We start from the raw sequence: 13038 nt of genomic DNA on the forward strand, positions 1-13038 counted from the left end.
ACCAGTGGCACGTATGCCTATATACGATTGATTCGGGCCAAAGGATTAGGGAGCACGGTGTGAGGATCGCGGTATATGCCTTCGACGGCATCACGATGTTTCACCTGGCCGTGCCGCAAATGGTGTTCGGCGAAGTGTCACGCCAGGGTTTGGCCGAGTGGACCACCGCCCTGTTCTCCCACCGGGCGGGCCCCGTCCAAACCGCTGAGGGGTACACGCTGGGGGAGGTTCAGGGACCCTCGACGGCGGAACGGGCCGACGTCGTGGTGGTGCCCTCGTGGTTCGACGACGAGCGCGAGCCCGGCGAGGCTTTCAGTAAGATCCTCCGACAAGCCCACGCCAGGGGTGCAACCATTGTGGGGTTGTGCCTGGGAGCCATCCCCGTTGCAGATGCCGGCCTTCTGAATGGCCGTTCTGCCGTCACGCACTGGCAAGCGTTTGATTCCCTCGCTGTCCGGCACCCCGAGGTGTCCCTCGACCAAACAGTGCTCTACATTGATCACGGCGACGTCCTCACCTCTGCCGGTACGGCCTCCGGGCTCGATGCCTGCCTGCATGTGGTGAGGGGCCGCTTGGGGTCTGCGGCAGCAAACCAGGTGGCGCGAAGCCTGGTCATCGCTCCGCACCGCGAGAGCGGGCAGGCCCAGTACATCGAGCACCCCCTTCCGCCGCGAGCCGAAGGCGACCCCATGGCAAGGCTGCTTGAATGGGCCATGGGGCGACTGGCTGAACCCCTCAGTATTGACCGGCTCGCGGCCCAAGCCCACATGAGCCGGCGAACCTTTGTGCGCGCCTTCCGTGCCTCAACCGGGACGACGCCGTCTGCCTGGATACGTAGTCGCCGGCTTGATGCTGCCCGCCGACTCCTGGAAACCACCAACTTGTCCATCGATCAGGTTGCGGCCGACTGCGGCTTCGGCAGCGCAGTGACCCTCCGGCAAAACTTTGCCGGCACCTTCTCCACCTCGCCCACGGACTACAGACGCCGCTTCACCGCCTGACGGGATGCGGAACATCCCCACATTCACGGCAAAGATCACTCTATTCGGATGAGACGGGATGATTGCCGCGTGGTGCAGGGTGGAGTCAGTCCGTGGCCCGCGGGCAGTCCTGCGTATTTGCAGAGATGGAGACGGTTCTATGGCTGAGGCGAACCACGTCGATTACACGCTCCAGCTTGAGCCGGACAATGTCCTGTCATTGGCGTGGGCTCCGGGAGCCCGGATCGAAGCCGAGAATGCCCGGGCAGCCGTGGACGCGGTCAACGAGTTCGCTGCCGGTAATCGCTACCCCCTGCTGGTCAGAATGGCTAAAACGAGCCATTTGAGCCGGGCCGCGCGGGACGTTTTCGTAGAGCCCTGCGCGGCATCCAGGATCGCGTTGCTGGGCGAAAACGCGGTTGACCGAATGCTGGTGGATTATCAGCTGGCCGCCCAACCGGCACCCTGCCCCACCCGGTTCTTTTCCTCCGAGGCCGAAGCCATGGCGTGGCTCGTGGAACCGGAGCAGCAAACTGCTCATCGAAATGCCACGGCTCAGCATGCCATGGATCAGCGGAAGGGCGGTTCAGGTTCTTTGGGAGGAGCCGCACTATGACCCAACCGGCAGCAGCGAGAAGAAGCACCTCTGAAACGCCGTCACCCGTCCACCCAGCCCCGCAGAACCGGATGGCAACCGAATCCGAGGCGCTCCTGGCCGCATCCTCCGCGGCGGTGGTGGCAGGCCTGGCAGCATTGCTGATCTTCTTTGGCCGGACGCCGCCCTTGTGGGGTGGCGTTTCCCTGGGCCTCATCTCCGCGGGTGCCATTCTGGTGCTCGGGATGGCTGCGGCGTACATTGGCTACTGGCGCTCGCGGTACCTTCCGGACCAGCACTGGCGGCTGGGCCTGCCTCCCTGGAAGTTCATCGTGGATGCGTCCACTGTTGCCTTGGTCCACGCGCTGATCGCAGCGATCGCCACCGTTTCCTCGTTCCTGTTGTTGCAACGCAGCTTCCAAGGCCTCACCGTGGACATCTATGCGGCGACAGTGGGGATGGCGGTGGCCTCCGGTCTTGCCGTCTACTGGATTTACCTTTCCGTGGCGGACATCAGCACCCGGAAACTGTCAGGGCTGCTGGTCCTGTTCATGGTCATGAGCATTGTGGCGAGCATGGCGACGTCGCAGGATCCCAAATGGTGGGAGTACCATTTCAGCCAGCTCGGCACACTGGGCGGGGCGTCCAGTGGCCTGTTCAACCTGTCGTTGATCGTTGCGGGCTTCTTCATCACCACGTTCGCCGTGTACCTGGACCGGGATCTGAAGTCGCTGATCGCGCGCGGTGTGCTGGTGCACCGGTGGAGTGCGGGCCTCTGCTCCGGCGCGTTCGTTGCCATGGGACTGCTGCTGGCCGGCGTAGGGGTTGTGCCGCTATCCGTCAGTTTCCTGATCCATACGCTGTTTGCTTCAGGTATGGCCGTGGTCTTCATTCTGCTGCTACTGGCCTCCCCGTTCATTCTGAGGGGGCTGCCGGGCCGCTTCTTCTTGGTGTGCGGGGGCTTTCTGGCCGCCCTGATCGTCTCGCTCGTGCTGTTCTTCCCGGTGGGCTATTTCAACCTGACCGCTTTTGAGCTGGTCGCTTTTGTGATCATCTACGGCTGGATCGCCGTGTTCATCCGTCTGCTGGACGCCCTCGCCACGGGTAGCAACTGATGTCGGCCGGAGAGGTGGGGGCAGAGCGGAGGGCCCTGGGGATTTCGTTGTGGGTGTCCGTTGGCTCGGCGGCCGGGGCCATCATGCTGGGGGTCCTCAGCGGGACAAGGATCATTGTGTTCGACGGTGCCTACATGGGGATCGGGTTGATACTTACAGCGATCTCCTTGAAAGCGTCGTCTGCGTCCGCAGGCGGACCCACACGTCGCTTCCCTTTCGGACGGGATGCCTTCACCCCGTTGGTGGTGCTCATCCAGGGCCTGGCGGTGGCCGGAACGCTGCTGGTCGCGGCAGGTGACGCTGTGGTAATCATTCGCGACGGCGGTTCTCCGGTCAGCGCCGCCATTATTGCTGTTTATGGGGTCATCACCGCGGCGATTGGGTTCGCGCTTGTCTGGTGGATGGGGCGGGCGGCACCTGATTCGGATCTGGTGGTTGCAGAAATTGCGCAGTGGCGCGCCGGGGCAATCCTGAGCGTCATGATGGTACTGGGTGCTGTGGTGGCGTTGGTCCTGCAGGGCCTTGGCCTGGACGATGTTGCCCTCTACGTTGATCCGGTCCTGGTGCTTGTTGCCTGCCTGATCCTGGCCTACATTCCCGTGGGACTGATCCGGACCGGTTTGAACGAACTCCTCGAAGGTGCACCGTCCAAGGAACTGGACGCAGCCATCACTGATGCAGTTCAGGCCGTGCGGCAAGAATTCGGGCTGCAAAAACCGCTTATTCGATCCGGAAAAGTGGGGCGAAAGCTCTACGTGGAAGTAGATTTCGTGGTGGCGGGAACTGACTGGAACGTGGGCGAGGAAGATGCCGTCCGGCGGGCGGTTGTCAAAGCACTGGAGCCCCTCGGCCTTGATGTGTGGGCCTACGTTGCGCTGACGGCAGCCCCGGATCTCTTCGAATAATCACAGAGTCCTCGCCTGCTTCGAGTGATAACTCGATAACCTCTTTCCCCCGTCATTGAGGTATGCAAGTATCGGCCAATGGACCAATATCTGTGGGTGTTGAAGGAAGATCAACTGGATTTGATTCGGGAGTTGGAGCCGGCCAGGCTCGAACTCCTTGACGAGGACGGCCTGCTGAAGTTGCACAAACGGGTGCGGCGGGCCCGCAACAAATACACCACCAATTACCGGCGTAAAGCCGCTGACGAGGTCTTGGAGGCCGGCGGGCGCGGAGCTGCTTCCAACAAATCGGACAAAGCCAGGGCACGGGCCTTCGTGTTCGAGGAAGCCCTTTCGATCGTGAGCAACGAACTCGCCCGTGTAGCTCACGAAGCCGCCGAAGCCCTCAAGCATGAGCGCCTGGAACGCGCCAGTGCCGGGAAGTCAACGGGGCCGGATTCCGTGGGTGCCGGTGCCAGGTCAGGAACCGGTCCCGGACGGAGCCGGTCCCACCAGAAGACGACCGGCGGCGTGAAACGCGACGCCTCCAGCCGGTCCCAAGGAGCCCAGCGCCAAGCCAAGAAGGATGCGCGCTAAAGCCGGTCACCGGTTATCAGCAGCAAACGTACGACGGCGGGAGGTCGCCGTCGTACGTTTGCTGCGGTGCCGCTGCGGTGCCGCAGCGAATCAAAGCGGTGCAAGCTGACCGTCAGAGGAGCGTTGCCGTGACTTTTCCGTCCTGAACACGCACCGTGAAAACCCTGCTGCTTCCATCCGGCGAAGGCACCCGCACTCTGCGCTCAAGACCGTCGGGGGCCGCGAAGGCGTGGAATTCCACGTCTTGGCCCCAGTCGTAGTCGGGTCGGTTGGATACCGTGCCGATCGGAATGACAGCGGCCTCCCGTACCCACACCGCCGCGTCCATCACGGTGTACGCCTTGTGATGCCAGCGCGGACCGTTCAGGGTTTCTCCCGTCTGAAGATGCGTCCATGTGCCCTCGGGAAGATAGAAGGAAACCTCGCCGCCCGGATTCATGACCGGAGCAACCAGGAGATCCGGCCCCAGCATGTACTGCCGGTCCAAAGGTGCGCAGCCGGGGTCCTCCGGGAACTCCAGGAACATGGGGCGCATCAGCGGAATGCCTTGCGAATATGCTTCTTCTGCCGCCATCTGCAAATAGGGCATCAGACGCATTTTCTGCTCGGTGAAGTGTCGGAGAACCTCCACGGACTCCTCGTCCACCAGCCAGGGAACGCGGTAGGAATTGGAGCCATGGAGTCGCGAATGGGAGGAAAGGAGTCCGAAAGCGATCCAGCGTTTGAAGATTTCCGGTTCAGGCGTCCCCTCGAAGCCTCCAATGTCGTGGCTCCAGAACGAAAATCCGGAGGCCGCAAGGGAAAGGCCGCCGCGCAACGACTCTGCCATGGCCGCAAACGTAGATTCGCAATCTCCGCCCCAGTGCACCGGCATGGTCTGGCCGCCGGCAGTTGCGGAACGGGCGAACACTACGGCTTCACCTTCGCCCAGTTCTTTCTTCAGCAGATCAAAGACCGCGCGGTTGTACAGCTGGGAGTAGTAGTTGTGCATCTTCTGCGGATCAGAGCCGTCGTGCCAGGCAACATCGGTGGGAATGCGCTCGCCGAAGTCCGTTTTGAAGGAGTCAACCCCCTGGTCCAGCAGCACCCGCAGCTTGTCCTGATACCAGCGCACCGCATCGGCGTTGGTGAAGTCCACAAGACCCATGCCCGCCTGCCACATGTCCCACTGCCACACCGAACCATCCGGACGCCTCACCAGGTAGCCCAGATCGGCACCCTCACGGAAGAGATGTGAACGTTGGGCGATGTAGGGGTTGATCCACACACAGACCTTGAGTCCACGATCATGCAGGCGTTGAAGCATTCCCTCAGGGTCAGGGAACGTGGCCGGATCCCAGATGAAGTCGCTCCAATGGAAGGAACGCATCCAATGGCAGTCAAAATGGAACACCGACAACGGAAGTTTCCGCTGCTCCATTCCGTCAATGAACGAGGTCACTGTTTTCTCGTCATAGTCCGTGGTGAATGACGTGGACAGCCACAAACCGTAGGACCATGCCGGGATTCGGGACGGCCGGCCCGTCAGTTCGGTGTACCGGCGGATGATGTCCTTAGGGGAGGGCCCATGGATGATGTAGTACTGCAGCCTCTGGCCCTCCACACTGAACTGGGTCCTGGAGACCACCTCCGAGCCAACTTCGAACGAAACCAACTCCGGGTGGTTCACGAACACGCCATAGCCGTCATTGGTCATGAAGAATGGGACGTTCTTGTAGGCAAGATCGCTGGACGTTCCGCCATCCTCATTCCAGATATCCACGGATTGACCGTTCTTGACGAAGGCGCCGAAGCGCTCGCCCAATCCATAAATGTTGGTCCCAACACCCAGACTGAGTTGCTCATGGACGAAGGTCCGCCCCTGATCGTCCGTAATGACCCCTACACTTCTGGGCGTGGAACTGGTCAGTAAGCGGCCGTCGCCGAAGAAATCGACGCCCCAGTCCCCACGGGTGTTGATTGTGGCCGTGAGGCCTCCCGAGGTGATGTGCGCGGAGTCTTCATCGACCCGGAAGGTTGGTGCGGCGCCGTCGTGCTTGACCTCGAACCTGGGCCCCTTGTCCAAACCGCCTTGGAAATGCTCAATGGTCACCCCGATCACGTCGGGCATCGGGGCGTCGAAAGTGACGGTGATCTGGGGAAGGTTCAACGCGTCCCCGCGGGTGGCGATGCGCTTGGTAGGGGCGTAAACCGTCAAGGCATCTTCATTGACCACCACATCAGAGACGTCTTGCGGGCGCAGGGCGGAAAAGCCCTTGCGGTAGAGCCAATATCCGTCAGTGAATTTCATGGTGACTCAGTTTCCGTTCTTTTGTGGCGAGTGCGGGTTTTGGGTAGTCGGGCCGCATTTCAGGACCAGGACTCCGTAGGGAGGAAGCGTCAGTTCCGCCTCGTGGCTGGTGCCTGTGAGCATGTCTATGGAGGGTCCGTTGGCTCTCATGTGCTGGTTGAGTTCTATGTGGCGGCTCCCGTCCCCATGGTTGAGCAGGAAAAGGTAGTCGCCGCGCTGGACGAGTTCGACGTCGGCCGGCAGTTTCCCGGCCACCACAGAGGCGATTCCTGCATCCCGTAGCGCGCCCTCGACCACTACATCCACGGCGTCCTCGGGCAGGTCGGCTCCGGCATACCAGCTCCACCCCTTGCCGTGGTTGTTACGCACCACCGCCGGCTGGCCGGACAATGGGCCGGCGGCGAAGGACGCCACGGGTGAGGCGCTGCCTGAGTGGATGCGGAGGTCCTCGGACCAGCTGAGCGCCTCTGCGTCCATCGCGACGCCCTGGCCGAATGCCAGGCGCACCGGGCTGGCTAACGGGCGCCACTCTTCCCCTGTCACTCCCAGCAGGTCCGCGAGCACTGCCGGGTGGCGGCCGTTCCGAAGATGGCCGTTGGCATCGGCCACTCCACTAAAGGGACCTACTACGGCGGTGCCCCCCGCGCGTACCCACGCGTCCAGTGCTTCAGCGTCCTTTTCGGTCAGCAGGAACAGGCTCGGTGCCAGCACCAGATCGTAACGTCCCAGGCGGCTTGAGGGGTGGATGACTTCCACGCAGTGCCCGCGCCGGAGCAGGGGCCGGTAATACGCGAGCATCTGGTCCATGACACCCAGCCGGTTGCTGGGGCGGTCCGGTGATTCCGAAGCCCACCAACTGTCCCAGTCGAACAAGACTGCAATCCGTGCGTGAGCAGGGGTGCCTGCCAGAAGGCGAAGCTCTTGAAGGTCTGAACCCAGGTTACAAACTTCGCGGAACACCCTCGTGTCTGCTCCCGCAAGGGGAACCATTGCGGAGTGGAAGCGTTCGGCTCCGAAGGCGGACTGGCGGAATTGGAAGTAGCACACGGCATCGGAGCCCCGTGCGACAGCTGCCAGTGAGTCCACGCGGAGGGCGCCCGGGTCCTTGGGCACGTTGTGACCGCGCCAACTGACCGCCGAGGTTGCCGACTCCATCAGCATCCACGGCGCACCCCCGGCCAGGCCCCGGCAAAGATCGTGGGTGAGCGCTGCGGTTTCCCAAGATTGCGGCTCTGCCGGATCAACGTAGTGGTTGTTGCCAATGAAGTCTGTTTCCTGCGCAAAACGAAAGTAGTCAGCACCCCGGAAGAAGCCCATCAGGTTGGTGGTGACCGGCTGCTCGGCATGGTTTCGGATCACATCACGTTCCGCCACGAACAACTCGAGGAGAGCCTCTGAGGTGAACCGGTGGAAGTCGAGGACCTGGGTGGGATTATGCATGTACGGCGCGGCACGCGGCGGAAGGATCTCTTCCCAACTGCCGTAGCCCTGACTCCAGAAAGCCGTCCCCCACGCCGAGTTGACGGCGTCGAGGGATCCGTAGCGGCGCAGCAGCCATGACCTGAACGCCACGGCCGTTTCGTCGTCGTAACTGATTTGACCCAGCTCGTTGCCCACATGCCACATGGCAACGGCTGGGTGGGCCGCGTAGCGCGCGGCGAGCCGGGAGGTGACGGCCAACGCCGCTGCACGGTAGGCGGAGGATGACGGCGAGAACTGGTTCCTGGAGCCGTACCAGAGCGTGGTGCCGTCCGCGGTGGTGGGGAGCGAATCAGGGTGTTGGTGGCCCAGCCATGGGGGCGGGGAAGCGGTGGGTGTTGCCAGGCAAACACGGATTCCGTTGTCAGCCAACAAGTCCAGGAGACGGTCCAGCCAGCCGAAGTTCCACTGCCCTTCTTCGGGCTGGAGCCGGGCCCAGCTGAACACCCCAACGGTCACTATGTTGATGCCTGCCCGCTTCATGAGGGCTATGTCTTCCGGCCAGGTCTCTTCCGGCCATTGTTCGGGGTTGTAGTCCGCGCCGAAGAGCAGGCCGGTCCCATCAGTCACGTTTTTCAGGCCGTGGCTACGGAGTTGCATTCTTTTTCCTTGGTTAAATGGTGGCTATGGATAATCGAAGGGCTTCAACAAGTGCGACCATCACCGATGTCGCCCGGGAGGCCGGGGTATCCACCAGCACGGTGTCTTATGTGATGAGTGGTAAGCGGACTATTTCGAAAGAAACACGCGACGTCGTTGAGGCCGCCATGGCGCGGTTGAATTACAGTCCCCGGTCCAGCGCCCGGGCCTTGGCCTCAAGCCGGTCCAACGTTTTGGGGTTGGTGGTTCCGCTCCGGCCGGACGTGAACGTTGGCGTGGTGATGCAGTTCGTGACCGCCGTGGTAACCACTGCCCGGACCTTCAACCAGGATGTCCTGCTGTTGACGCAGGACGACCCCGGAAGCATCGAACGAGTCACTTCGCAATCGATGGTGGACGGGTTGTTGATGATGGACATCGAAGCCCGCGATCCCCGTATTCCCGTCCTGGCCCGTTTGCAGAAGCCAGCGGTCCTGATCGGCATGCCGGACGAGCCGCGGGGGCTGAGCTGTGTGGACTTCGATTTCTCCGGCGCATCCCGGCTGGCGGTCCGCCATCTCTGGGACCTGGGGCACCGAAGCATCGCGTTCATCGGCTCACCGCCTGCCTCCCTGAAACGCCACGCCACGTATGCAGACCGCGCCTTGCAGGGGTTCACCGACGCCGCAAACAGTTTTGGCGCCACCGGCCGGGCCGTGGCATGTGAGGCGGATTCCCCGCAGCTGGCAGAGTCCCTGGACGCCATCTTCACCGGAAAACATCCGGCCACTGCGCTGGTGGTGCACAACGAGGCCCTGCTTCCCATGCTCCGGGAAGAGCTTTCACTCCGGGGCCTGGCCATTCCCAAGGACATCTCAGTGGTTGTCATTGCGCCGGCAGATGTAGCCAAAGCGGCAGCCCGCCCGTGGACCGCCGTATCCATTCCGGCCATGGACATTGGGCGGTCCGCAGTGGAAATGGTGATGGATCGGCTGAGCCGTGACAAGCCCGCAGAACTGAGGCTTATTGCGCCATCCTTGACGCCGGGCGAGACAACGGCCGAAGCTCCCTGAACCCCAGTCATCCCTTGACCGCACCGATCATGACGCCCTTGGTGAAGTGCTTCTGAACAAACGGATAAACAAGCAGGATCGGCACCATGGCCAGCACAATGACGGCCATTTGAAGTGCCGGCGAAGCAGCTGCGCCCTGTCCCACGTCGATCTGCCCAGGCACCGTCACGCCCTGAAGGACGTAGGAACGCAGCACCACCTGGAGCGGATTCATGGCGCTGTCGTTGATGTAGAGGACGGCGTTGAAGAAAGCGTTCCAATAGCCAACCCCATAGAAGAGGGCAATGACGGCGGTGACAGCTTTGGACATGGGCAGCACAATCTGCGTGAGCGTCCGCCAGTCGCTGGCGCCGTCCATGCGCGCGCTGTCCAGGATGCCGCGGTCAATGCCCATGAAGAACCCGCGGAGGATGATGATGTTGAAAACGGAGATACAGCTGGGCAGGATCAGCGCCCAGTATGTGTTGATCAGGCCCAGGCTGGACACCAGCAGATAGGCCGGAATGATTCCCGCGCTGAAGAACATGGTGATCAGCAGCGTGAACAGGATGGGTGTGTGTGCGAACGAGCCCGGACGCGACAACCCATAGGCGCACAGCACCGAAACCACCATGCTCAATGCCGTTCCCGTCGCTGTGACGCCCACACTGACCAGGACGGCCCTGGTGACCACCCCGCCGCTGAGGATCTGTTGATACGCGGCAAAGGTGATTTCCCCCGGGATCAACACCAAACCACCGGCTTGCGTGATGGTGGCCTGGGAAGAAACGCTGGTCAGCACAATGGTGTACAGCGGCCCCAGCACGGCCAGGACCACAGCGCCGAGAATCAGGAACTTCCCGGCCTTCGCCACTACGCCGGGTTCCTCCTCCCAGGCTGCGCGTTGGGAGATGCTGTCCGGTTTTCTGGTATTTCTGACCAGGATGCTCACTTTGAATACACACCGCTCTCGCCAAATATGTGGGCGACTTTGTTCGCCGCAAGGATCAGGGCCAGGCTGATAACGCCTTTGATGAGGCCGGCCGCGGCTGCATAACTCCAATCGCCGTTCTGCACGCCGGTGTAGTAGACGAACGTGTCCAGCACCTCCGCTGCCCCGGCACCCACGGCGTCCCGCTGAAGGATGAGTTGCTCAAAGCCCACGGACAGGGAATCTCCCAGCCTCAGGATCAACAGCAGGACGATCACGCTTCGGAGCCCCGGCAGGGTGACGTGCCACATGCGCTTCCACGGGCCGGCGCCGTCCACTGCAGCCGCCTCGTATTGGGCGGGATCAATGGCGCTCAGCGCAGCGAGGAACACGATGATGCCCCACCCGGCGTCCTTCCAGATGGCTTGGGAGGTGATCAGGAAGAGGAAGGTATCCGGGTTGGTCATGACGTCAACGGCCTCCCAGCCGTTGGCGCGCAGGGACTGGTTCAACAGGCCGGCGCCGCCGAAGATTTGCTGGAATACCGAGACCACCAAAACCCACGAGAAGAAGTGTGGCAGGTACACCACGGCCTGGATGGCTGCGCGCAGCCTGGGGTTGATCAGCGAATTCAGCAGAATGGCCAGAGCGATGGGAATGGGAAAGAAGAAGACCAGCTGAAAGGCAGTGATGACCAGGGTGTTTTTGACGGCCATCCAGAAATCGGGATCGCCAAAGACCCTGGAGAAGTTATCCAGGCCAACCCATGGGCTGTCGGCGAAGCCTATGAAGGGGGAGTAATCCTGGAACGCCACCACGTTACCGAGCATGGGGAGGTAGGCGAATACGGCCAATAGGAGGACCGCGGGCAAGGCCATGAACACCAACGACCGGTCGCGCTTGAATCGGGCCAGCCTGCCGGCCCGGGGTCGTCCGGACACCTGCTCCTGCAGGCGCTTTCCGGTCTGTGATTTCTTGCCGGTCTGGGGTTCCCTGGCTGACCCGCTGCTGTGGGCTGCCGTTTTATCGCCTCCCGCTGAGGGCGAGGGTTTTTCGGTTTCGATAGTCATGGAGTGCCGTCCTAGGCCAGGAAGCCGGCGTAGAAGTCGCGCAGTTCGTCTCCACCCTTGCTCCGCCAGGAGGCCACTTCGCTGTCCAGGTCCTTAATGCTCTTGCGGCCCCGGACGATGTCTTTGGCGAGGTCGTTGAAGGGCTTACCCAATGAGGCGAACTTGGTGGGTTCCTCAATCTGCATACCGAAGAAAGCATCCTCCGTCACATGGGGTGCCTGGCGGGCCTCCCATCCGGACTGGGCTTCTACGAGTCCCGGGTACTGGACCATGGAATTGACGATCGGGCCCGCCACAAGGAAGGCGTAAGTACTGGTAACTTCCTGGCTTCCCTTTTCAGTCATTTTAGGGATGCCCTGGGAGTCCTTGGTGTAGTGCACGCCTTCCACGCCGCTGGTGATCAGCCGGTTTTCCTGTGTTCCAAAGGGGGCAGCAATGAAGTTGGCCAATGCGAGCAGCTCCTCCACCTTGGCGGGGTCATCGGTTTTCTTGATGAAGCTGAAGATTGCTGCCGGCTGGGCACGGAACAGGGTGGGCGCCCCGCCGTCGGGTGCGAAGTAGTCCATGGGGAGCATTTTGAAACCCGGGTTGGAGGGCAGGACCCGGGCCAGTGCTTCGTGCCAGCCACCTACGCCGTCCGATGCCATGAGCGATGCGCCGGACTCGAAGCGCTGCTTGGATTGCTGGGCGTTGCCGGCCACGGCGTCCGGGTGCACCGAACCGTCCGCGAAGAGCTTGGCAGTCCACTCCAACGCAGCGCGGTATTCGTCCGTTTCGAATTTGTTCTGGAGCTTTCCGTCCACTTGCTTCCATTTGGGAACCACTCCGTGAATGATCTGGGCGCCGTTCCACACGTCCTCCGAACCCCAGCGGTTCTTGGCTGGATCCGTCAGCTGCTTGGCCACCTTGAGGTAGTCGTCGGCAGACTTTGGCGGTTCCACTCCCAGCTGCTCGAAGATGTCTGCCCGGTAGAAGATGGCGTCGGAGATCAGGGCGCCGGGGTAGGGAAGTCCGTAGAGGCCGCCATCGAAGCAGCCCAGTTTCCACGAGGCAGTGGGGATGTTGGCAAGGTTGGGGTATTTCTTCACTTTGTCCCCGGCCAGGAACTCTGACAGGTCGGTGAAGATGCCCTTGGCCGCCTGACCGAATCGCGGCGGCAGGTTCCAGGAGGGTATGACTACCCAATCCGGGACGTCCTTGGGCGAGGCGAGGACGGTTTGAATCTTGTCTGCATAACTATTGCCGTCGTTGACCTGGAAGTTGATGGTGGTTCCGAGCTCGGCATTCACGGCTTTGTAGTAGCTGTTCTCCGGCAGGGACGGCGGGATTGCCCACCATGCAGGTGTCATGGCTGTATAGGTGCCTCCCTTGCCGGGCGTGTCCTTCACGGACTTAACCAGGGTGGCCGGGAGCGTGGTAAATCCGGGGGTGGATCCCTTGACTGAGGGAATGTCCGGCTTCACCAG

Annotated in this window: 11 protein-coding genes; 6 read left to right on the forward strand and 5 right to left on the reverse strand. The window is 61.9% G+C overall.

What is annotated here, in order from left to right:
• The first annotated feature begins 59 nt into the window (after positions 1-59).
• The 5 genes from EU811_RS05635 to EU811_RS05655 all read left to right on the forward strand — a co-directional run bounded on the left by EU811_RS05635 (position 60) and on the right by EU811_RS05655 (position 4171).
• Entirely contained in the window at positions 60-1001 is a 942-nt protein-coding gene (locus EU811_RS05635; RefSeq protein WP_187697083.1) for a GlxA family transcriptional regulator, read from the forward strand.
• Between the two features lie 139 nt (positions 1002-1140).
• Positions 1141-1596 carry a DUF7793 family protein gene (locus EU811_RS05640; protein ID WP_165450158.1) on the forward strand — a complete coding sequence of 152 codons (456 nt, stop codon included), beginning with the start codon at positions 1141-1143 and terminating at the stop codon, positions 1594-1596.
• The gene (locus EU811_RS05645) at positions 1593-2690 is read left to right on the forward strand and encodes a DUF998 domain-containing protein (RefSeq protein WP_142937513.1); all 1098 of its coding nucleotides are present in this window, start codon (positions 1593-1595) and stop codon (positions 2688-2690) included. The genes EU811_RS05640 and EU811_RS05645 overlap by 4 nt, the downstream gene beginning before the upstream one ends.
• Positions 2690-3595 (forward strand): cation diffusion facilitator family transporter, encoded by a 906-nt coding sequence (locus EU811_RS05650; protein WP_142937514.1) that lies wholly within the window; start codon positions 2690-2692, stop codon positions 3593-3595. Before EU811_RS05645 ends, EU811_RS05650 begins: the two co-directional genes overlap by 1 nt.
• 78 nt (positions 3596-3673) lie before the next feature.
• Complete coding sequence (locus tag EU811_RS05655) at positions 3674-4171, forward strand: hypothetical protein (protein ID WP_142937515.1); 498 nt, start codon at positions 3674-3676, stop codon at positions 4169-4171.
• A gap of 112 nt (positions 4172-4283) precedes the next feature.
• Here EU811_RS05655 and yicI read toward each other — a convergent pair whose 3' ends face one another.
• Together yicI and EU811_RS05665 are read right to left on the reverse strand one after the other, a co-directional pair.
• Complete coding sequence (gene yicI, locus EU811_RS05660; RefSeq protein WP_142937516.1) at positions 4284-6461, reverse strand: alpha-xylosidase; 2178 nt, start codon at positions 6459-6461, stop codon at positions 4284-4286.
• A 6-nt stretch (positions 6462-6467) separates the two neighbouring features.
• On the reverse strand, positions 6468-8540 hold the full coding sequence (locus EU811_RS05665; RefSeq protein WP_142937517.1) for a beta-galactosidase: 2073 nt from the start codon (positions 8538-8540) through the stop codon (positions 6468-6470).
• Positions 8541-8566: 26 nt separating this feature from the next.
• On the opposite strand from EU811_RS05665, the gene EU811_RS05670 reads away from it, so the two are divergent.
• On the forward strand, positions 8567-9592 hold the full coding sequence (locus EU811_RS05670; protein ID WP_142937518.1) for a LacI family DNA-binding transcriptional regulator: 1026 nt from the start codon (positions 8567-8569) through the stop codon (positions 9590-9592).
• Between the two features lie 7 nt (positions 9593-9599).
• Here the strand turns inward: EU811_RS05670 and EU811_RS05675 are convergent, their stop codons facing one another.
• The 3 genes from EU811_RS05675 to EU811_RS05685 are packed head-to-tail and all read right to left on the reverse strand — an operon-like array spanning position 9600 to position 13035.
• Positions 9600-10523 carry a carbohydrate ABC transporter permease gene (locus EU811_RS05675; protein ID WP_223941188.1) on the reverse strand — a complete coding sequence of 308 codons (924 nt, stop codon included), beginning with the start codon at positions 10521-10523 and terminating at the stop codon, positions 9600-9602.
• Positions 10520-11572 carry an ABC transporter permease gene (locus EU811_RS05680; protein WP_142937519.1) on the reverse strand — a complete coding sequence of 351 codons (1053 nt, stop codon included), beginning with the start codon at positions 11570-11572 and terminating at the stop codon, positions 10520-10522. Before EU811_RS05680 ends, EU811_RS05675 begins: the two co-directional genes overlap by 4 nt.
• Before the next feature lie 11 nt (positions 11573-11583).
• Complete coding sequence (locus tag EU811_RS05685; RefSeq protein WP_238703310.1) at positions 11584-13035, reverse strand: extracellular solute-binding protein; 1452 nt, start codon at positions 13033-13035, stop codon at positions 11584-11586.
• Positions 13036-13038 lie beyond the last annotated feature (3 nt).

The organism is Arthrobacter sp. TS-15, from assembly GCF_006964045.1.
Lineage (GTDB): Bacteria > Actinomycetota > Actinomycetes > Actinomycetales > Micrococcaceae > Arthrobacter.